Source organism: Candidatus Paceibacterota bacterium, assembly GCA_035530615.1.
Taxonomy (GTDB): Bacteria; Actinomycetota; Actinomycetes; order Nanopelagicales; family Nanopelagicaceae; genus QYPT01.
The window spans coordinates 73,868-95,436 of record DATKUL010000003.1; the positions used below are offsets into that span (position 1 = coordinate 73,868).

A 21,569-nucleotide genomic window follows, 5' to 3' on the forward strand; every position below is an offset into this window, starting at 1 on the left:
GCAACGGCCAGGCCAGCGGCGCCCAAACCTGAGAGTCAGGAGATCAGCGGGGCCTTTCCGTACGCAGTGGCAAAGGGATGCACCACCGCCAACCCAAGAACGGTCAGGGAGGCGGTGACATCGGTAGCTTCTGAGACATTCAAATTTTTCCAGTGACGTTCATGGTTGTACGCAAGGGCAGCGGCAGGATCCACTGTGAGAATACCAAGGTCGATCAGGTCGATAATGATGTATCTGAGGTCAGATTCCAGGACCATGTTGTGCATCTGGTAGGCGATATATCCGTCATCGAAAATATTGAAGGTGCTACGTTGCCGCAATGCGGCGGCGGCATGGATATCCGCGATACTCACGGGGATGCGGACCTCATAAAGGTCCAGCAGTAGCGCTACTAGTGCGAAGTCAAGGAACTCGTCCATCCATTCTCGGCGTATATCCCAGCCGTTCTTCAGGTGAGCATCCAGAAGTTGCTTGATGGCGGTAACCGGAGAATGGGTGAAGGTTTTTGCTTTCTTGGTCGCACTCAACGTACCGTTTCGCATCTTTAATAAACCGATTGTCTTCGCCAGCGCGATGATCCGGTCCAGGTGAAATAGCTCCCGGGTACTGCTGGTACGGAAGACCATCTCCCCGATCTCCCTATCGAACTGATCGCGGGTGCCGAGCAGTTCCACCAGCGCCTTGCCATCAGCCAGTTTGAGGTTGCCCATTTTGGTGAGTTTGATCCCACTTCCGATGAATTCCACAAGCGCAACCATGCGCCTTACCTGGGTCGTGGCAACTGCGGCGGCGGCTAACTCTTCCGCGGCTGCGGCGTGCAGCGGTTCATAGATCCGGCCCACGATCCGCGGGGCCGCGGTGATAGTCGGGCCCAGAGCCCAGGCTCGCTGGATCCCCGATAGCGCATTGAAGTCATTCATCGCCTTCTTGATCCGGCGCGTGACGGTGTCCATGTCAGGCGCATCGTGCAGATCAACGTTCCTATCGTCGAAGATCCGCTTGTTCTGTCCCCAGCGACCCTTGATCTGCATTGCCTGTTCAAATTTGGGCAACAGATTCTCCGCGTGCCGGACCAGGCCTGGCGCGATCTGTCGCTGGTAGGCACCGGGAAACCCGGGTAGTCGCCGCAGCAACTCGACCACGGCTTTACCCACAGTTGGGTAGTCGGCCGACTCGAAGGTGCCGTTGCGCGGCAGCCCCCAGAGCAAGATTTCCTCGACCTTGACCTCGTCCCAGTCGGGCAACTCGGTTGGGTAGCGCGCGGCGATGCTCAGGATCTGCTCGAGGTGGGCAACCCAAGGCTCGCTCTCGCTGCCTGCCTTGACATGCTTGATGATTTCCTCGATAAGCCCCTGGTCGGGTATCTCTATCACGTCGCCTTCTCTTGCCTGCAGGTTGAGGTTGATCAGTCTTAGTGTGGATACTACAAGCGGCGATCCAGTTGGGGACCGCGGGTACGTGACATTCTGCAAGTTCCACTTGGCAATGAGCCAATTTGCAGATCCGATCCTGATTCCCATACCAATATATGAGATTGGCTAAAAAACTTTTCTTCACACCCTCTGGATAAAGGTTAAGGCTCTGACCTGGACTTTTATCTCGCAAGCGACAGATTTCCACTCTTATCCACACACCCTCCACAGGTGAGCACACAGGGAAAGCGGGGTTATTCACCCCCTTGTCTACAGGTTCTCTACAGGGCCAAAGAGATATTCTCGCTTCTTGATTGCCACATCTCTACCGTTCGGCGTGCACCCCTTGTCAGTGGTGAATGGAATGGTGGTGGATGTGAGCATTACAGAACTTCCCCAACGGTCCAATCGAGAGCAAGAGTTCGAACGCACACCTCCGCAGGATCTCATTGCAGAGCAGAGCGTGCTCGGAGGAATGCTTCTGAGTAAAGATGCGATTGCCGATGTTATTGAGATTCTCCGCGAACGCGATTTTTACAGACCTGCTCACGAGAGCATTTACGACGCGATTCTAGATTTGTACGGTCGCGGCGAACCGGCTGATGCTGTGACGGTATCGGCCGAACTCACAAAACGTGGTGAAATTGCACGCGCGGGCGGTGCACCATATTTACATACTCTGATTTCCTCAGTTCCGACGGCAGCCAATGCTGGGTATTACGCGAAGATAGTTCGCGAGAAGGCGATTATGCGCCGCCTGGTCGAGGCTGGCACGAAGATAGTTCAGCTTGGCTATCGGGACGAAGGTGATGTGGATGATTCTGTTGACCAAGCCCAAGCAGAGGTTTATTCCGTAACCGAACGACGCACGAATGAAGATTATGTTCAGCTCAGCACTTTGCTTCCACAAGCACTCGATGAGATTGAGGCCATTTCTAAAGGGGTTGGCGCAGAAGGCGTGAAGACTGGTTTTAAAGACCTAGACACATTAACCAACGGTCTTCATCCCGGAAATATGATTGTCCTCGCCGCACGTCCCGCGGTAGGTAAGTCAACCCTCGGTCTTGATATTGCACGCTATGCATCTATTCACGGTGGTAATACTGCGGTCATCTTCTCACTTGAAATGAGCCGTTCGGAAATCACCATGCGTATGTTGTCGGCCGAAGCACGCGTCGGACTCAACAATATTCGCGCCGGTAATTTGAGTGATGAAGAATGGTCCAGGCTGGCGCGCCGTATGGGTGAGATTTCGGCGGCTCCACTTTTTATAGATGACTCTCCCAATCTTTCTCTTATGGAGATTCGTGCCAAGGCGCGTCGCCTTAAACAGCGCCATGACTTGAAGTTGATTGTTATTGATTATTTGCAGTTGATGACGAGTGGAAAACGAGTCGAGAGTCGCCAGCAGGAAGTATCCGAATTCTCCCGCCAATTAAAGCTTCTGGCCAAGGAATTGGATGTTCCAGTGATCGCGATCTCCCAGCTCAACCGTTCTCCCGAACAGCGCTCGGACAAGAAGCCGATGCTCTCGGACCTGCGTGAATCAGGCTCTATTGAGCAGGACGCGGACGTAGTAATTCTTCTCCACCGCGATGATATGTATGACAGTCAGAATCGATCTGGCGAAGCCGACCTCATTATCGCTAAGCACCGTAACGGACCGACTCGAACAATTACTGTATCGGCGCAACTCCACTTTGCCCGCTTCGTTGATATGCCACAAGGTTCGGGTACAACCGACTTCACGCAACAACGGGGCGGCAACTAGCGCGCCTCTCGTCTCACGCGATCGGCCAGAATGATTCCGGCGATAACAACGCTCCCACCCATAAGCTGAATTGCAGTGAAAGTTTCATTCAGCCACCACCACGCAATCACTCCTGCGATTACCGGCTCGAGCATTCCGATTACGCTACTGGTTGAGGCGGAGAGTTGCTTGAGACCGGTCAGGATCAACAAGTACGGCAGGATTGTTCCCATCACGATAATCCAGGAGATCAGGATCCATCCGGGCAGAGTGTGCTCCTTGAATGTACCGAGCAGGTTGACGTTCTTTGAAAAAATTTGGAAAGGAAAACTCCATATAGGGGTTGCAATCGCCCAGACCAGAGAAGCGAATCCCAGTCCCCAAACGGTCAACGTGTCGGTGGAACGAGATGCTACGAGTTTCTCGCCGAGGAGAAAGTAAGCGGCCAGGGCGAAGGCATCGAGAAAGGCCGCGATGACTCCAATGCCATCTAGGGTGAGGCCCTTCCATACTTGTCCAACAAGTAGCAGCCCCGCAAAACCCAGAGCAAGGGAGAGCCACATCATTGGCGGCACAAATCTCTTTCTGATGAACCGAATATAGATCACGATCCAGATGGGTGCGGTAAATTCAATGATGAGGGCAATGCTTATTGGCATACGACCAATCGCTATGAAATAGCCGACTTGAATGAGGGCAAACCCGATAATTCCGTAAGCGGCCAACCAGGGAAGTTCACTCTTCGTTGTAAGTAGCGACCTCCAATTTCGAAATGCTACATAGACAAGCAGAACAAGAAAGGCGCCGGTGCATCGAATCTGGGTAAGGCGCCAGGCTGATAGCCCATCGGTCAGCACCAATTTAGAGACGATGCCGTTGAAGGCGAAAGCGAACGCGCCAAGTACAAGAAATGCCTCAGCGCGGAGGGCTTTAAGCATCCGCCAAGAGTACTTTAGAAAGCGCTCTCCGAAATCTCCATAATTGAGTTCTCGGTTGCCTCGACAATGACACGGTCAGCCGAAATGTGTGGCAAGTAGTTGTGAACGAAAAACTTAGCAGCAGCGATCTTTCCTATATAGAAATCGCGATCTTTGGTGGACGATGGCAATTTCTCAGCGGCAATATCTGCCTGGCGCAGAAGCAACCACGCCGTAATAACGTCGCCAACCGCCATGAGCGTCCGAGTTGTGTTAAGGCCCACTTTGTAGATCTCTTCTTCATTTTCAAGTGAAGCGATAGCGCGTTCAACGAGTGTCCCAATAATTGCGTTGACGTCATCGAGTGCTTTCTGAAGGATTTCTTTCTCGGCGGAGTGCACTCCACCCGTGCGGGCAAAAGCGGCCATTTCCTTTGCTAGCAGATTGACTGCTCGTCCGTTGTCTTTGACAATCTTTCTGAAGAAGAAATCCAACCCTTGAATTGCGGTGGTTCCCTCATAAAGTGTGTCGATTTTTGCATCGCGCACGTACTGCTCAAGTGGCCAATCTTGTGTGAATCCTGATCCTCCAAATGTTTGGAGCGACTCAGTGCCGAGAAGAGTCCAGGATTTCTCACTTCCATAGCCCTTAACAATAGGTAATAACAAGTCATTTAACGCCTCAAGATCATCGAGTTTCTCTTGACTCACACCACTTCCTTCAGCGCGGGCGAGTTTTATATGGTCTTGGATGGAGGCTGTGTAAAGGACAAGGGCGCGCATGCCCTCTGAATAGGACTTTTGAACCATCAAAGAACGGCGGATATCTGGGTGATGAATGATTGAAACACGGGGGCTTGCTTTGTCGTTTATCGCTTTCATATCTCCGCCTTGCACGCGAGTCTTCGCGTAGGCGAGCGCTTGTTGATAACCGGCAGAGAGTGTGGCAATTGCCTTTGTACCAACCATCATTCGCGCGAATTCAATAATCTTGAACATTTGAGCGATGCCATCGTGTACTTCACCAAGGAGATAGCCAACAGCGGGTTCATTCTCGCCAAGATTCATTTCGCAGGTTGAAGAGACATTAAGTCCCATTTTGTGCTCGACTTTGGTCGCATAAACTCCATTGCGTTTGCCAAGTGCACCTGTTTCGAGATCAAAGATGAATTTCGGAACGAGGAAAAGGCTAAGTCCCTTCGTTCCAGGTCCGCCACCTTCACGACGTGCAAGCACAAAGTGAACAATATTTTCGTTAAGGTCACTATCACCTGATGTGATGAACCGTTTTGTTCCTGTGATGTGCCACGTTCCATCGCTCTGTTGCGCAGCTTTGCTCCGTCCAACTCCGACGTCGCTACCTGCATCGGGTTCGGTGAGCATCATGCTCGCACCCCAGTCGCGATCAACCATCAATTTTGCAATCTTTTTCTGCTCAGCAGTGCCGAGGTAGTACGCGACATTTGCAAATGACATCCCGGAGGCATAAATATGTATTGCAGGGTTCGAACCAAGAACCATTTCGGCAATCGCCCAACGCAAGGAAGAAGGAATGGCGGTGCCACCAAGTTCGACTGGTGCATCAATGCGCCACCACTCGCCATCCATGTATGCGCGGTATGATTTTTTAAATGATTCGGGTAATTTCACATCACCAGTTGCTGGATTGAAATCAACTCCAGCGCGATCTCCTTCAACGAAAGAAGCGGCGAGATCATTCTCTGCAAGACGTTTCACCTCTTCGAGCATGCCCATTACAGTTTCGCGATCAAGATCCTTGAAAATTGACGTGCCAAGAATTTTCTCCCTCTCCAAGAGGTCGAAGAGGCAGAATTCAATATCTCGTAAGTTGGCGAGGTAATGACCCATATTCGCACTCTCCTTCTTGATGGCCCCTTTAACCCGAAAAGAGCCCATTCGGGAGCCTTTTCAGATAGAAGATAAGGATGCTACTGGTGAGTAACTTATGCAAGTAGCCGAGGGATCGGAGTCTTTCTTACAAATTCATATAACTTTCCGTAAAGTTACTCTTTACTGATTGCCTAGTTCGTGGTTATGCTCCAAGCGTGACCACTTCCTCCTTGAGTTCGCGACCCACTTCGGACGGCGATGACCAGTCAGAAGTCCCGTTTCTTACTGTTCGCACCGTTGATTTAGCAAGTGATCTTGATTCTGCGCGAGCTCGTGCGACCCTGGCCGGGATCCCCTATGTCGAATTACTCGATTACCCCATTGATCGGACGGCAATCTCCTTCGTCACCGCAGCTATCTGCCGCCGCCACGAAGTTCTACCCATTGGAATCAATAACGGTCGCCTGGTTCTGGCTATGGCCGATCCTGGCAATGTCATCGCCCTCGATGATGTTCGTGCCTCAGCAAAGATGCAGGTCTCCTCGGTTGGCGTGGAGCGGATTGATCTCCTTGCCGCTATCGATCGATTCCTCAGAGCCGATGATGAACTGAGCGATTTAACGAGCGCACTCCTTGAAAAGAATGTCCCGCAGGAGAGCCAGGATTTCGGAGTCTCTAACTCCCTAGAAGATGATGCCCCAATTGTCCGTTTTGTAAATCTGCTGGTCAGTCAAGCGATTCAAGACCACGCCTCCGATATCCATATCGAGCCCGATGAGTATGACGTTCGCGTTCGATACCGCATTGACGGCGTTCTCCATGAGATGCAGACGGCGCCCAAGAGCATTCAGAGCGGCGTGATTTCTCGACTCAAAATTATGAGCGAAATCGATATTGCGGAGCGGCGCAAACCGCAGGATGGACGGATGTCTGTCCGCCATGGCGGGCGAAAAATCGATCTCCGCGTTGCGACCCTGCCGACGGTATGGGGCGAGAAGATCGTCATGCGCATCCTCGACAATCCGAACTCAAGTTTGGATGTGCGAGACCTAGCCCTGCTCGATCGAAATTTTAGCGCGTACGAGAAGTCCTACACAAAGCCATACGGAATGATTCTGATTACCGGTCCAACCGGGTCGGGTAAATCTACAACGCTGTACACAACCCTTGGCGCGGTCTCCCGCCCAGAGATCAATGTCATCACCGTTGAAGACCCAGTCGAGTACCGGATGAAGGGGATCAACCAGGTCCAAGTCAATCCGAAGGCCGGACTTACCTTTGCTAGCGCACTCCGCTCGATCCTTCGAAGCGATCCCGATGTGGTTCTGATCGGTGAAATCCGCGACCATGAGACTGCTCAAATTGCGGTGGAGGCATCTCTTACTGGTCACCTCGTTCTCTCAACCCTGCACACCAACGATGCGCCCAGTGCGATCACCCGTCTGACCGAAATGGATATCGAACCATTCCTTGTGGGTTCAGCTCTGGATTCGGTTATGGCCCAGCGACTCACCCGCCGACTGTGCGCCCATTGCAAGAAACCAGTGGAGCACGACCCCGAATATCTAGCTAGCCTGCGCTTTGTTGTCGATCCAGATCACATGCCGCCAACGATTTATCAGCCCGTGGGTTGCCCATCCTGTTCCAACACTGGGTACCGCGGTCGAATTGCAGTGCACGAGGTCATGACTGTGACTGAGGAGATCGAGCGACTTGCTGTTGCGCGCGCATCGAGTGCAGAGATCGGTCGGATGGCCCGCGAGCAGGGCATGATCACACTTCGCGAGGATGGCTGGGCCAAGGTACAGATGGGTCTTACCTCCGTTGAAGAAATCTTGCGTGTGGTTGCGTAATGAATTCAGTTGGGCAAAGTGCAGATTCTGATTTAACCGCAGCATTGCAAGAGGTTGTTAATCAACGCGCCTCAGATTTGCACCTCACTGTCGGTGCACCGCCCATGTATCGAATTAATGGTGGATTAAAATCCACCCTCAATAGTCTTCCTTGGACAGCCGATAAAATCAGATCCGCCGTGATGAGCATCCTTACGCAATCCCAACGGGACACTTTTGAAAATGAACTTGAGCTTGACTTCGCTTACACAATTTCCAGTAAAGCGCGATTCCGGGTAAATATTTATCAACAACGCGGATCGATTGGCGGAGCCTTTCGAATCATTCCGACTGAATTGAAACAATTAAATGAACTGGGAGTTCCGGAATCGGTTGGTAGCTTTGCCCAACTCCAGCGCGGACTGGTTCTGGTTACCGGTCCGACTGGGTCTGGTAAATCGACAACGCTTGCCGCGTTGATTGACCTTGTGAACAGCACCCGAGCAGATCACATTGTCACCGTCGAAGACCCCATTGAATTTCTGCACAGTCATAAGAGATCGATCGTGAATCAACGCGAAGTGGGTACAGACACACATAGTTTTGCCGCGGCACTCAAACATGTTCTCCGGCAGGATCCAGACGTCATTCTCATCGGTGAGTTGAGAGACTTGGAGACGATCTCTGTCGCACTTACGGCTGCCGAGACCGGACATTTGGTTTTCGCGACTCTCCATACACAAGATGCGCCGCAGACGATTGATCGCATCATTGATGTCTTTCCTCCCCATCAGCAAGGACAAGTCAGAACTCAACTCGCAGCAACACTACAAGGGGTCATATGTCAGACGTTAGTGAAACGAGCCGACGGTCTTGGCAGGGCAGTTGCTACGGAAGTTCTCGTGACGACACCAGCTATCGCAAACCTCATCCGTGAGGGCAAGACCTACCAGATTATTTCAATGATGCAGTCTGGGCGCGCGCAGGGAATGCATACGATGGATCAGCATTTAGCCGAGCTTGCCAACGCGGGAACGATTGCCGTAGATGACGCATTGGAAAACGCGCATGATGTTGATGGGATCGAACGTTTACTCCAGGGTGCCAGGATCAATCACACTCGATCAACCCTCGAACCTATTGATTTTGGTGACACTTTCTCCGGAGTGCGTTGATGGCCACTACACAGATCTCTCAAAACTCTGGAGGGAGTACTCCGCGAAGAAGCGCAAAGCCGGTCGCTCCGACTGGACTCAAAAAGGAAATATCAATCCCTGGTTTTACCAAGCGGATCAAACTCAAAGAGTTGGCCGTGATGAGCCGCCAAATGGCCACGATGATCGGTGCGGGACTCTCACTCCTTCGGGCGTTGAATATTCTGGCGGCACAAACAGAGAGCAAGCCCCTAGCAAGAATTCTGGGAGAAATTCGCGACGACGTGGAAGCCGGCGTCTCCACTTCCGATGCCTTTGCCAAGTATCCAGAAGTATTTCCACCTCTCATGATTAGCATGATCCGCGCAGGCGAAGCTGGTGGATTTCTCGAGGGAGCACTCGACTCGGTAGCCGTGAATTTCGAGAAGGAAGTCAGGCTCCGCGGAAAAATAAAATCGGCCCTGACGTACCCAGTGATAGTTCTCGTCATGTCACTTGTATCCGTGGTGGCCATGTTGATATTTATCGTTCCAGTTTTTCAAAAGATGTTCACGGGTCTCGGTGGGACACTTCCCCTTCCGACCATGATGCTGGTGTACGCATCGCATGCAATGGTATGGGTCGGACCACTCATGGTCGTCTTCGCTATTGTTTTTTCTATCTGGTGGCGCAGGAACAAGAACACCGTACGGGTCCGCAAAGTAATCGACCCGATCAAACTCAAACTGCCAGTCTTCGGATTGTTAATGCGCAAAATTGCGGTTGCCCGCTTTAGCCGAAATTTCTCGGACATGATCGGGGCAGGGGTTCCCATACTCAAAGCCCTGCAGATTGTCGGTGAGACGTCGGGCAACTGGGTCATTGAAGATGCACTTAAGAAGGTTGCGGAGTCCGTCAGGCAAGGTCACTCGATCTCAGTCCCACTTGCACACCAACCCGTTTTCCCACCGATGGTGACGCAGATGATTGCAGTTGGTGAGGATGCCGGTTCACTTGAAGTGATGCTCGACAAGATTGCCGATTTTTATGATCAAGAAGTTGAAGCCGCAACCGAACAACTCACCGCAATGATCGAACCACTGATGGTGGCATTTCTCGGAGTCGTTATCGGGGGAATGGTTGTAGCTCTCTATTTACCGATCTTCAACATCTCAAAACTGATTAAGTAAGTTACCCATCGGTAGTGCCTTATCTGGGTGACTTTCCTCCCTTATCACAAGAACCTTACAAAAGGGCTTTACAAAGTGTAAATGTCGGCTGTAAAGTTTCCGTCTGGCCTAGTTGGAATCTTCCCTCCGCATATTTTCCAACTAGGCCAGACAGTTATATATCCGTGCAGTACTCGATTGAAAAGGATGTTTCTCATGATTTCTCACATTGCCGGCGGGCTACAAAGTCGCCGTACTTCCCTGCAGGAGAAGGAAAAGGGTTTCACCCTGATCGAGCTCCTCGTCGTTATCGTGATTATCGGCATTCTCGCCGCTATCGCGATTCCGGTGTATATGAACGTTCAGAACAATGCCAAGGACAGCGCGGTTCAGTCGGATCTGACCAACGCCAAGACTGCGGTGATTTCCGTTCAGACGACAAGCGGCACTCTTCCCCCAACCCCAACAGACGGCAACATCGCCTTAATACCCCTCACGGCCGCTGATGGTTATACAAAGAGCGCCAGCACAGGCACGATCACATATCTCGTAACGGGTAGCTCCTTCTGTATCGCAGCCGAGAGCGTAACGGGCTCCGAATTCTTCGTGACCGATACTGGCGGTGTCGTAAAAGTCGACGCGACCAACACGCTTCCCGCTACATGTACGGCACCATCGTTCCCATAAACCGGAACTAACTTCCCATCGTTATGGGGTGTCACACGACACCCCATAACGATCTTCCCCGATGGCAGTACAAAGGCAGGTGACATGAAGACCAATAATTTCGGATTACTACTCCAGAAATTCCGGAATAAAGAGAGCGGATTCGGAATTATCGAAGTCGTCGTCTCCATGTTCCTGCTCGGCATGATGTCAGTCTCCTTTGTTCCGCTGCTTCTGAATTCTTGGAAAGACACCAGCGCCAATACCACCATCGCCACGGCTACCCAGATCGTCAATGAACAGATCGAAGGAGCACGAGCAGTCCGTTCCGCATCCGTATCAACTCCGAGTTGCGCCGACATCATTGCCTATTTGCAAGTGACGCTTCCGCCAGTTATCGACCCGCGCGGAGTGACTCTTCAACCAGAATGGAATCCCACCACCTGTCCAACAATGTATCCAGGTGTGGTACGTGCGAGTGTTGAGGTCTCACGAGTGGGCGTCACGACACCCATTGCATCCGCCGTCACATTCATCTACGTAGGAACGGCCTGAGTGCAATGAACCAACGTCAGGAAATTGCGACGAGTCCACGCGAGCGCGGCTTCACCCTTGTGGAGTTACTCATTACAAGCACCCTCTCCATCATTGTGGTGACGATCGCCGGCGGATTACTCATCAACGGTCTGCGAACCCAGGAGATGACTCAAACGGTTACGGCGGCATCAACTACCGCGCAACAAGTTGTCCGCTCTGTTCAAGCGGGTGTCAAGAATGCATCAGCCATAACGGTGATTAGCGATGCGGTGACGGGCACTCAATTGTTGCTGGCCAGGACGATTGGTTTGGATCCAGATTCCACAGCTGCCTCATGTCAAGCCTGGTATTACACACCTTCAAATGGCGGCACCGTCTACACCCACAGAACCACCCCTGCTTCACTTATTAGCCTGCCCGCTGCTGGTCCGCAAGGAAATTGGACTGTTCTGGGCACTGGAATTACACCGTCAGATCCAGTAACCGGCAAAGTCTTTAACGCACCAAGTGGCGGTCGGGTTGAATTGAAATTTGATGTCAAAGCCGGCTCGCATCCGTACGTACTTATCAAGACAATGACTTATACAACGCAATCTTCAACTGTGAGTACACCATGCTTCTAGAATTTCTTGCTCGGATTATTGTGCCCAGAATTGCTTTGCGCAGAAATCGGGAGAGAGAGGCAGCGCACTCATTGGCGTTCTCGGCGTCATGGGCGTGGCAAGTATTATCGGCGTGACGAGCGTGACGATGTCGCTACATTCGATCGGATACACGACCTCGACCCGCGCCGGAGTGCAGGCCGAAGCCGCTGCCGAAGCGGGTATTGACTTTGCGGCGGCGAGTTTAGCGACGAGTGTCTGCCAACCTGTTTATACGAATTCGACCGCACCGGTCTTCTCTGTTCTCATCTCGTACTCCACCTTGGCCTCCTCACCTGGCGATGTCGACACTTCATGGGTGAGCGGATGTCCGACAACGACCAGTGCCGCTCGGCTCAAACTCGTCTCTACCGGATGGGCGAGTCAGTATGGAGTTGCCGGGAACTCTTCCAATGATGCACGTATGGTCGAGGCTATCTACCCATACACACCTACGCCTCCTTCATACGTAATCACCCCTTCCGGTGCTTCACTCTATGCATATGCTCAACTCGATCCAACGATCAATAATTTGACCATCACCCAAGCATCAACGGAGCGACCAAGTGTGCAGTATTACTCGGGAAGCGTGACCTGCACATCCGGAACAGTGATTCAAGGCGATGTGATTCTGGGTGGTGGAGATCTATCGGTAACAAGTGGATGCACAATCAACGGTGATCTTTGGGCATCTGGCGCGATAAGCATTTCTTCAGGAGAAGTCACTGGAAATGTGGTTACTGACAATACGAGTACTGGAGTGGGTCAATACGCGTTAACACTTTCCAGTTCTTCGACCATTGATGGAAATGTATTTTCATCCGGTGGTGTGAACATCGGCGGAAAAGTCGGTGGAAATGTGGTTGCGGGTCCAAATGCCTTATCCTCCACTTTCGCCAACCATTCATCGGTTGGGGGATCGGTCGTCACATCGGGGAGTGTCACTGCCCCAGCAGGAATAATTCAAGGGACTACTACGACAAATCAGGCGGGAATTGTCACACCGGTGATCCCCGCTGCGCCGCCCTGGATTGATTTCGCCTATAACCCGGCTGATTGGAAAACTTCCACCGGTGCTCCATTCACGGTGCTCACAATGTCGACGTGCAGTTCGGCAGACTTGCAGAACGCGCTCAACGCGGCCCAAGCATCCACAAATCCCATGATCGTCGATACGCGGGCGTGTGGGAGTGACACAGATCTGCGTGGGATTCCGTTATCGCTCCATAGCGATCTCGTCATCATTACAAACAGTTTCACAATGAGTGCAAATAATATTCAGTCTTCTGATGGAGTCGATAAGCGGTTCTGGATCATCATCCCTGATGCTGTTCTTGATCGACTCCCCACCTGTCTCAATAATGCTTCTCCGTCTATTGGACAGAATGTGACGATTAATACACATGTTGGCGCAATGGTCTACTCGCCATGTGAAGTGAGTAATTCCGGAGATGTATGGCGTGGGCAGATGTATGCGTCGTCAGTGGCGACGAGCTCTAATTTCGTTCTGGAGTATATTCCAATTGGTTTGCCTACCGTTAATCTCAGTACCGGACAGTTCTTAGCTCCCCCTGGTACTGGAGTTCTTGGCGGCCGTACTTCAATTCGAGACTTGGCGATGTGATAAATGGTGATAATCGCTGGCATTCTCGGTTTAGCGGTGGGCTCTTTTTTGAACGTGGTGATCTATCGAGTTCCGCTTCGACAATCGGTGGTTTCACCACCAAGCGCATGTCCTCACTGCAGTGCACGTATCAAGGGCTATGACAATATTCCTGTGATCTCATGGCTTCTTCTGCGTGGCAAGTGTCGCACCTGCAATTGCGCAATTTCGCCGCGGTATCCAATGGTTGAATTCGGCACGGCAATCCTCTTCGCATTGGTCGCATGGAAGTTCGAGTTCCCAAACTTGCATTTATTTTTCCTGTTGGCTGCCTTTCTTTATTTAGCTGCGATCACTATTGCCCTTGCCTTGATTGATCTGTCAACCCACACACTTCCCAATGCGATAGTCCTTCCAAGTTATATTGTTGGAGGTGTTCTTCTTGCTACCGATGGACTAATAAATGGGGACCAGCGCGCTCTAGTAAGGGCCATTATCGGAGCAGCGGTGATGTGGTTGCTCTATTTGGCTATGGCGCTGATGTACCCAGAGGGGATGGGGTTTGGCGACGTGAAATTTGCCGGAGTTCTCGGACTTTTTCTGGGCTATCTAGGATGGGATGTGCTGGTTACCGGTGCTTTCGCAGCTTTCGTATTAGGCGGAACCTTTGCTATTGCCCTCATTCTCTTTAAGAAAACGAATCTAAAGAGTGGTATTCCATTCGGGCCCTGGATGGTGGCGGGCGCGTGGTTGGGTGTCTTTTTTGGTGTGCCGATTGTCCAAAGTTACTTTTCGATCTTTTCACTTTCACCGGGTATTTGAGTAGAAGCGGAGTAAAGAGTGGCTGCGAACGTTGTTGGTCTGGACATTGGAAGTACCGCGGTGCGCGGGGTCGAACTAAGGGCTGCTAAGAAAAACAAACCTAATTTGCTGCGATTTCACGAAGTGGCTCTTCCGCCGGGAGCGGTGAGCCGTGGGGAAATATTGGACGCGGTTGCTGTTGGATCTGCCCTTAAACAACTCTGGTCCGAGGGGCGTTTTAAAACCAAAGATGTAGTTCTTGGCACGGGCAATCAGAACGTTCTCGTCCGTGACCTTACTGTCCCAAAGATGTCGCTCAGAGAAATTCGTGAATCCTTGCCTGTCCAAGTCCAGAGTCTTCTTCAGATGACTCTGGAGGATTCAATTCTCGACTTCTATCCAGTTTCAGAAGGGATGAACGAGCAGGGTCCTACGGTCAATGGATTGCTGATTGCCGCCGAAAAGGAAGGAATTCTGAGCACGATTCGAGTGGCCGAACGCGCCGGCCTCACTCCAGTCGACGTCGATCTCATACCGTTTGCCCTCAATCGACTTCTTATAGGTAAGTCAGGTGTGGAGGCAACGGTAGCAATTATCGATGTCGGGGGTAGTACGACCAGCATGATTATTGTCCGAGAGGGTGTTCCACAATTCGTCCGAATAATTCCGGCTGGCGGAGATGATCTGACTCAAGCTCTAAAAGCTGGGCTTGAAATAAATGCCAACGCAACCGAGGAACTCAAGCGAACTTTACATGTTGGTGCTGCGCTCGCTGCAGATGATGATTCTGAAACAGGCAAGTCCCAGTGTTCATGTCCTAAGTGCTTGGCCGATATTGTCACCGTCGAGGACCCGCGCGCCAATGAAATTCTCCAAAGAGTCACCGGGGAGTTGCTTAGTGGTCTCCGAAATACCGTGAGTTACTTCAACAACACTCACTTCCAGAACCCTGTCACTCAAATACTTCTTACCGGTGGTGGTTCACGACTTTCGGGATTTGCTACTGCACTGCGTGCGATGACGCAGATTCCAGTTTCACCAGCAAATCCATTATCGATGGTCAATCTCTCGCGCAAGAGCTCCAATAAGAATCAGATTGGAAATACCCAATCTCTCTCGGTCGCCTTAGGGCTCGCGATGCGGAATCTATCGTGATTCTAAAAAAGAAGAATTCGGAACTTCTCATTGGGGGAGAATCACGGGTTGATTTCCTGCCCGCAGAAGTCCGCCTTAAGCGCCGCGGTAAAGTTATTGGTCGCCGACTTGGTTTTAGCATATTCATTATCATTTTGTTGATGATTGGTTGCACAGCCTTGGTCCGAGCGCAAGCTCTCCAAGCGCATCGAAACTTGGCAATTGAAGAAGCGAACACGAGATATTTGATTGCCGAACAACAAAAATATGGTGAAGTCGCCCAGGCACAGAATGAGGTCGCAACTATCCAAGCGGCGCAACAAGTCGGAACTTCTACGGAGATTGACTGGCAGAACTATCTGACTTCTGTGCAGGCCACCCTTCCTTCTAATGTAACTATCGAAACCATAAATATTGATTCTGCTACTCCATTTGCTCCGTACACGCAGGCGACTGCGCCACTGCAAGGTTCACGCATCGCCACTTTGAGTTTCACGGCTCTAAGTCCCACACTTCCGAAAGTTCCCACGTGGCTCATTGCACTTACTTCTCTTCCCGGATATTCCGATGCCTCGCCCGGTTCTGTGACACGGATTGAATCGGGTGCATATTCGGTGAATATAACGATGCACATTAATCAAGATGCCTTCACCCATCGCTTTGCAGGTAATGCGGAGGGATTGAAATGAAAAGTAGCAAATTGAGAGTTCTTGCACTCTCTTTCTTATTGGTCGTCGTGATCATCGCGGGTTGGTTTGTGGGAATCGCGCCACAATTGGCCGATGCCTCCCGCACCAATGCAAATCGAGCAGCCGTCCTTGGCCAAAATGCCGCCAATGAAGCGATTCTACGAAAGTTAAAAGCAGACTACGCGGGAATTGACGCACTCAGGAAAGAGTTGTCCGTTCTTAAAGTTGCCGTACCAACGAGCGCAGAGATTTCAACTTTCGTCACTGAGTTAAACTCCCTTGCCAACTCAAACAAGGTTACGGTTCGTTCCATTACTGTTAATGACGCAAAGTCCTACACGCCAGTAGCGCTAGTAGCGCCGACGTCTGAAAGTGGGACCTCGGGAGCAAGTACTTCAATAACTACCAATCCGAGAATCACCTCCAGTAACTTCATTGTGATTCCCGTGCAATTTTCCGTGACAGGCGACTACTCCAGGGTTCTGGATTTTGTCCACGCGGTCCAGGTCGGTCCGCGGCTTTTCCTTATCTCCAATCTTTCGAGCATGGGTGCAACAGATGCCAAGGCAGTCACAAGTGGTGGGCAATCTGGCCCGAATATTTACCAGAAAGTCGATGCCACTGTGGGAGGCTATGTTTATGTGCTCCTAGCTGGGCAAAAGTAGCCGTTGAACCGCGCCAGCCTCGATTTCCCAGTCGTATATGTGGCAAATTGAGGCTGGACGCCCCACCATCTACGCCAGCAGATTGTTCGAACTAATGCGGGAGACGGGTGTTCACTTGAAGGCAGAAATAGATCGGGATTCGGACTGATTAATGGCTGATCTCAGTGTTGAGTTATATGGTCATCCAATAGGTTGCCTTGTCAAAACAGGAACAGAGTCATTTGATTTCCGTACGGACAGTACGACGTTTAAGAAATTTCAATTGGGGCGCGCGAATTCGATGTACTAACACTCTTGACCCATTTTGGTCGGGACGTCGCCGGGGCTGTACAAATTTATGATCCATCCAAACCAGCCTACGACACGGTGCCGTTAACTCATCACCCGGATACAGACAAAAAGATGGCATTAGCGGTTAACGGAAAGTACTTCCATGCTCAAATTACCGTGGCCGACATTGTTGCGGAAGCGGTTTCCTGGGGTCTGAAAGAATCTCGGAAAATCGTGAACGACACACTTGAAATTGTGCGTTCAGTCGCGGTGACTCAAAAGCCAGATTCACGTGCCTACAGAGACCTAGACACGGATATTGGCAGGTCCACCCAGAACCTTTTGGATGGCAAGCCCACGCTGGGTGCTTGAATGAAACGCCTTGGAAAAGCTCTTAGACAAAGATCGCGTAGATTTCGAGCGAATTTCTAGGAATCCCGCCCATCCAACAGATGTCCACTACTTGACCTTTGTACTGCTAGTGAGACCATTACAGATGAGACCATTACAGATGATGGTGTTCTAGAGCCGGGTTCGGCCGAAATCGCCAGAGGTAGGGGATCCGCTATATTAGCAAAGTCTAAATTATGCTAAGTTAAACTTTGCTAATGATTTGTGGTTTTTACCTTCACTCTATTGCTCCCAATCTGATCTCTGACAAGGGTTTATCTTAGCAAAGTCTAAACTATGCTAAGTTAAACTTTGCTAAAATAAACCCTTGTGGGAAGTCGTCACAAACTGACTATCGGAAGTGAAGTCGGGAAGCCAAGAAACGGGGTCTGGGAAATGTCGATAGAAATCTACAACTGGGAAGCTGAACCTCAGTTTCTTGGCAGGGTCTCTGTATTGAGGCGCCTTGAAGATTGGTGGGATAGCGCCGATGTCCAACCATTTAACCTCTTTGGTCGCCGTCGAGTGGGAAAGAGTTGGTTGTTCCGTAAATTTGCTCACGGGAAGCCAGCCATTGTCCTGGTAGCCGAGAACACCTTGCCCACCCTGCAGTTTTCGCGACTCGCTGACCAACTTGAGCCGCATATGGTTGCCAGACCAGACATAAGAGATATCTCTACGCTGTTTCGAGTTATCTACGAGGTTGCTAAAAACGAAAAGACTCTCGTAGTTATCGACGAGTTTCCAAATCTGCTGGGCAATACAGATTCCGATCGGCAGTCTGCGCTGTCTTCAATTCAGGCTGTGATGGAGAATTACCGGGACAAATCTCGGATCAAACTCATTCTTTGTGGGTCTGCAATTTCACAGATGGAAGCGTTGCAATCAGAAGATAGCCCACTTCATGGAAGGTTGCTGCCTCTGGAGTTGGTCCCGTTAACATTTGCAGAATCTAGGGACTACTTTGAGGGTAGCGACATCATCGACCACTTCACGCGGTATTCCATAACCGGTGGGATGCCACGATATCTCGCTCTGCTCGGAAAGGGCGACCTCGGACCTTTGTTGGCGGGTGCAATTGTGGACCCTAACGCACCCCTCTTCGGGGAAGTCCCCTCATTGCTCGCCGCAGAACTTAAAGAGACCTCTGTTTATTTCGCAATCCTTTCTGAGCTTGCTAATAATGCAAAGGATCGAGGTTCAATAGCCAACGCAATTGGAAAAGATGGTGGCGCACTGACACATTACTTTGACAAGCTTGAAGCTATGAGGTTGCTGAAGCGCAAACACCCAGTTGGAGCGGATCCGAGCGGAAGGGCAACCCAGTACGAATGTATTGATGGTTTTGTTCGTTTTTGGTTCAGATTCATAGCTCCATACTGTGCGGACCTTGAGGGTGGTGTCAACCCAGTTTCCTACGTGGACACATTTATTAAGCCAAATTTGGCAGACCACGCATCTGTTGAGTTTGAGCATGTTTTTCAAAGATGGATAAGGCAGCAGTATCCATCAGCCCGACAAGTTAGTTGGTGGTGGGGTAACACAGCAAACGTTCACCGAGTTGCGAAAACCAGATCAACGGAAGAGATTGACGCCGTTGGAATTGCGGCCAAGAAAGTGATTTTGGTGGGCGAAGCTAAATGGACAAATGGCCAACTTTCGCATGATGTCATCAACGACTTGATTCAATTCAAACTTCCCGCACTTACTGACGCCGGCTTTCGCTCGGCTGAGAGCTGCGAGATAGTGGTTACGAGCCGAGCGGGTTTCAGCCAAAGCGTAATGAAATCAGCCGAGGAGAACTCGCGTATTCGCCTCGTGGAGGCTCAAGACTTGCTTCGAGAAGTCGTGTAGCTCTTCAGGAGAGGTGGCCCATCTTTTCGGGGAAACCCCTTTGGAGCGGGCGACGGGAATCGAACCCGCGCTGTCAGCTTGGGAAGCTGACGTGATGCCATTTCACTACGCCCGCGTATGGTTCTACTAGGAAAGCATAGGCAAGAGAGGTAAAGTCGCCAACCATGTTGCTAAGTGACCGAGATATACGCGCTCAAATCCAGGAAAACCGGGTTCGAGTGGAGCCATTCGACGTTGGGATGATCCAACCCTCCAGTATTGACGTCCGCCTCGATCGTTTTTTCCGTGTCTTCGAAAATCATAAATACTCGGTCATCGATCCATCCGTTGAGCAGAGCGAACTGACTCGCGAAGTGGCGGTCGCCCCGAATGAATATTTCATTTTGCACCCCGGCGAGTTCGTTCTGGCCAGCACCTATGAAGTGATTACCCTTCCCGACGATATAGCCGGGCGGCTTGAAGGAAAATCCTCCCTTGGCCGCCTGGGATTACTTACTCATTCAACGGCGGGTTTCATCGACCCAGGTTTCTCAGGGCACATCACTCTCGAACTTTCCAATGTGGCAAACCTGCCAGTCAAGCTTTTCCCGGGCATGAAAATTGGCCAACTCTGTCTTATCAAACTCACATCGCCTGCCGAGCATCCATACGGCTCCGCACTCTACGGTTCGAGATACCAAGGTCAGCGTGGTCCTACGCCTAGTCGTTCTTGGATGAATTTCCACCAGACTCAAGTGGAATAGATAGGATTAAAAGCATGAATACCACAGTAATTGTCCTTATTGTTCTTGCGCTACTTGTCCTCTTTGTCGTTTCGATTTACAACCGGCTGGTCAGACTCAATATCAACGTTAATGAAGCGTTCTCTCAGATTGAGGTTCAACTCAAACGACGCTCTGACCTGATTCCAAATCTGGTTGAGACCGTAAAAGGATATGCCGCGCATGAGCGCGAAACCTTTGAGAAAGTTATTGCCGCACGAGCAAAGGCAACAACCGCCACGACCGTTGCTGATGTGGCTGCCGCTGATGGGATGCTCACTCAAGCGCTGCGTGGCTTGCTCGCTGTCGCTGAGGCGTACCCAGATCTCAAAGCATCAGCAAATTTCCTGGCTTTACAAGAAGAACTTTCGACCACTGAAAATAAGGTCTCTTTCGCTCGCCAGTATTACAACGACAACGTGCGTTCCTTGAATTCTGCCGTAAAAACCATCCCCACATCATTCTTTGCTGGGATGGCCAAGGTCACCGAGCGAGAGTTTTATGTTGTGGAAGATCCTCAATCTCGCCAAGCGCCAAACGTAAAGTTCTAGAGCGAACTCAATGGCGGGAGTATCTTTTCGCGCGTCTCAAAGCGCGAATCAGCGTAAAACCTATCTTCTCCTAGCAGGGATGGGAGTACTCGTCTGGCTCATCGTTTATTCTGCACTTACGTATTTCGGTAAGAGTACGACCGCTATTGTTCCGATCGCTGTAGGAATTGCGTTGATTTCTGTCTGGGGCTCTTACTACTCCTCTGATTCCATAGTTTTGCGAATGACTGGCGCTCGCCAAATTCAACAGAGCGATAATCCAAATTTGTTCAATTTAATTCATGAGGTAACAATTGCGAGTGGATTGCCGATGCCCAAAGTCGCGATTGTTGAGGATAGCGCTCCAAACGCTTTTGCCACAGGACGCAATCCCGAACATGCGGTGATTGCATTTACCACGGGGATTCTTGCCGTGATGGATCGAGATCAATTACAGGGAGTTGTTGCCCACGAAATGTCCCACGTTGGAAATCGTGACACGCTGGTTTCCGCTGTAGCTGCAACGACGGCAGGAGCCATCGCACTTCTGAGCGATTTTCTGACAAGGATGATGTGGTTTGGAGGTGGGCGACGAGATAGCCGAGATCACAACTCCAATCCGTTGGCGCTTATCGTCTCGCTCATCATTATTATTTTGGCGCCGATCGCCGCAGTACTTCTCAAGTCGGCTGTTTCGCGCCGCAGGGAAGCCTTGGCTGATGCAACTGCGGTGGCTTTTACTCGTAATCCCGCAGGTCTGCGTTCGGCCCTTGAAGTACTTGCGGCAGATTCCACGGTCGTACGCCAGCGCTCAACCGCAGTTGCCCATATCTGGATTGAGTCGCCACTTGATGCCAAGTCAGTTTCACGCTTATTCGCAACTCACCCTCCCATTGAGGAGCGAATTGCTGCATTGCGAGCGATGGAGAGTTTGGGACCTGCTACATAAAAAGAGATACAGATCA

General features: G+C 51.0%; 20 protein-coding genes and 1 tRNA gene. 17 read left to right on the forward strand and 4 right to left on the reverse strand.

All coding sequences use genetic code 11. The annotated features are described in order from the left end of the window. Positions 1 to 35: 35 nt before the first annotated feature. Positions 36 to 1,373, reverse strand: coding sequence for a hypothetical protein (locus VMW30_08880; protein ID HUW88465.1), 1,338 nt, complete (start codon positions 1,371 to 1,373; stop codon positions 36 to 38). A 415-nt stretch (positions 1,374 to 1,788) separates the two neighbouring features. Between VMW30_08880 and dnaB the strand changes: the two genes are divergently transcribed. Further along, the gene (dnaB, locus tag VMW30_08885) at positions 1,789 to 3,183 is read left to right on the forward strand and encodes a replicative DNA helicase (GenBank protein HUW88466.1); all 1,395 of its coding nucleotides are present in this window, start codon (positions 1,789 to 1,791) and stop codon (positions 3,181 to 3,183) included. Here dnaB and VMW30_08890 read toward each other — a convergent pair. After that, positions 3,180 to 4,100 carry a DMT family transporter gene (locus tag VMW30_08890; protein ID HUW88467.1) on the reverse strand — a complete coding sequence of 307 codons (921 nt, stop codon included), beginning with the start codon at positions 4,098 to 4,100 and terminating at the stop codon, positions 3,180 to 3,182. The genes dnaB and VMW30_08890 overlap by 4 nt on opposite strands. Positions 4,101 to 4,114: 14 nt before the next feature. Further along, positions 4,115 to 5,947, reverse strand: coding sequence for an acyl-CoA dehydrogenase (locus VMW30_08895; protein HUW88468.1), 1,833 nt, complete (start codon positions 5,945 to 5,947; stop codon positions 4,115 to 4,117). Between the two features lie 197 nt (positions 5,948 to 6,144). On the opposite strand from VMW30_08895, the gene VMW30_08900 reads away from it, so the two are divergent. The 13 genes from VMW30_08900 to VMW30_08960 all read left to right on the forward strand — a co-directional run bounded on the left by VMW30_08900 (position 6,145) and on the right by VMW30_08960 (position 19,313). After that, entirely contained in the window at positions 6,145 to 7,782 is a 1,638-nt protein-coding gene (locus VMW30_08900) for an ATPase, T2SS/T4P/T4SS family (GenBank protein ID HUW88469.1), read from the forward strand. Continuing rightward, complete coding sequence (locus VMW30_08905) at positions 7,782 to 8,936, forward strand: type IV pilus twitching motility protein PilT (protein HUW88470.1); 1,155 nt, start codon at positions 7,782 to 7,784, stop codon at positions 8,934 to 8,936. The genes VMW30_08900 and VMW30_08905 overlap by 1 nt, the downstream gene beginning before the upstream one ends. Then, positions 8,936 to 10,084 carry a type II secretion system F family protein gene (locus VMW30_08910; GenBank protein ID HUW88471.1) on the forward strand — a complete coding sequence of 383 codons (1,149 nt, stop codon included), beginning with the start codon at positions 8,936 to 8,938 and terminating at the stop codon, positions 10,082 to 10,084. Before VMW30_08905 ends, VMW30_08910 begins: the two co-directional genes overlap by 1 nt. 195 nt (positions 10,085 to 10,279) lie before the next feature. After that, complete coding sequence (locus VMW30_08915) at positions 10,280 to 10,750, forward strand: type II secretion system protein (protein HUW88472.1); 471 nt, start codon at positions 10,280 to 10,282, stop codon at positions 10,748 to 10,750. Between the two features lie 84 nt (positions 10,751 to 10,834). Continuing rightward, complete coding sequence (locus VMW30_08920) at positions 10,835 to 11,284, forward strand: prepilin-type N-terminal cleavage/methylation domain-containing protein (GenBank protein ID HUW88473.1); 450 nt, start codon at positions 10,835 to 10,837, stop codon at positions 11,282 to 11,284. Between the two features lie 5 nt (positions 11,285 to 11,289). Next, positions 11,290 to 11,889, forward strand: a complete 600-nt coding sequence (locus VMW30_08925) for a prepilin-type N-terminal cleavage/methylation domain-containing protein (protein ID HUW88474.1) — start codon at positions 11,290 to 11,292, stop codon at positions 11,887 to 11,889. Positions 11,890 to 11,977: 88 nt separating this feature from the next. Continuing rightward, on the forward strand, positions 11,978 to 13,531 hold the full coding sequence (locus VMW30_08930; protein HUW88475.1) for a polymer-forming cytoskeletal protein: 1,554 nt from the start codon (positions 11,978 to 11,980) through the stop codon (positions 13,529 to 13,531). Positions 13,532 to 13,534: 3 nt separating this feature from the next. Further along, the gene (locus VMW30_08935; GenBank protein HUW88476.1) at positions 13,535 to 14,332 is read left to right on the forward strand and encodes a prepilin peptidase; all 798 of its coding nucleotides are present in this window, start codon (positions 13,535 to 13,537) and stop codon (positions 14,330 to 14,332) included. An 18-nt stretch (positions 14,333 to 14,350) separates the two neighbouring features. After that, entirely contained in the window at positions 14,351 to 15,466 is a 1,116-nt protein-coding gene (gene pilM / locus VMW30_08940; GenBank protein HUW88477.1) for a type IV pilus assembly protein PilM, read from the forward strand. Beyond that, positions 15,463 to 16,134: a hypothetical protein gene (locus VMW30_08945; protein ID HUW88478.1), complete on the forward strand. Its 672-nt coding sequence runs from the start codon at positions 15,463 to 15,465 to the stop codon at positions 16,132 to 16,134. Before pilM ends, VMW30_08945 begins: the two co-directional genes overlap by 4 nt. Continuing rightward, entirely contained in the window at positions 16,131 to 16,799 is a 669-nt protein-coding gene (locus VMW30_08950) for a hypothetical protein (protein ID HUW88479.1), read from the forward strand. Before VMW30_08945 ends, VMW30_08950 begins: the two co-directional genes overlap by 4 nt. Positions 16,800 to 17,093: 294 nt before the next feature. Beyond that, positions 17,094 to 17,441 (forward strand): hypothetical protein, encoded by a 348-nt coding sequence (locus VMW30_08955; GenBank protein HUW88480.1) that lies wholly within the window; start codon positions 17,094 to 17,096, stop codon positions 17,439 to 17,441. A 414-nt stretch (positions 17,442 to 17,855) separates the two neighbouring features. Continuing rightward, complete coding sequence (locus VMW30_08960) at positions 17,856 to 19,313, forward strand: ATP-binding protein (protein ID HUW88481.1); 1,458 nt, start codon at positions 17,856 to 17,858, stop codon at positions 19,311 to 19,313. A gap of 41 nt (positions 19,314 to 19,354) precedes the next feature. Here VMW30_08960 and VMW30_08965 read toward each other — a convergent pair. Beyond that, positions 19,355 to 19,428 (reverse strand) — tRNA-Gly (locus tag VMW30_08965). Between the two features lie 49 nt (positions 19,429 to 19,477). Here VMW30_08965 and dcd point away from each other — a divergent pair. From dcd to VMW30_08980, 3 genes are all read left to right on the forward strand, one after another. Beyond that, a complete protein-coding gene (gene dcd, locus VMW30_08970; protein ID HUW88482.1) occupies positions 19,478 to 20,056 on the forward strand; it encodes a dCTP deaminase in 579 nt (192 codons plus the stop codon). 14 nt (positions 20,057 to 20,070) lie between these two features. Beyond that, on the forward strand, positions 20,071 to 20,625 hold the full coding sequence (locus VMW30_08975) for a LemA family protein (GenBank protein HUW88483.1): 555 nt from the start codon (positions 20,071 to 20,073) through the stop codon (positions 20,623 to 20,625). A 79-nt stretch (positions 20,626 to 20,704) separates the two neighbouring features. After that, positions 20,705 to 21,553, forward strand: coding sequence for a M48 family metallopeptidase (locus VMW30_08980; protein HUW88484.1), 849 nt, complete (start codon positions 20,705 to 20,707; stop codon positions 21,551 to 21,553). The last annotated feature ends 16 nt before the right edge of the window (positions 21,554 to 21,569 follow it).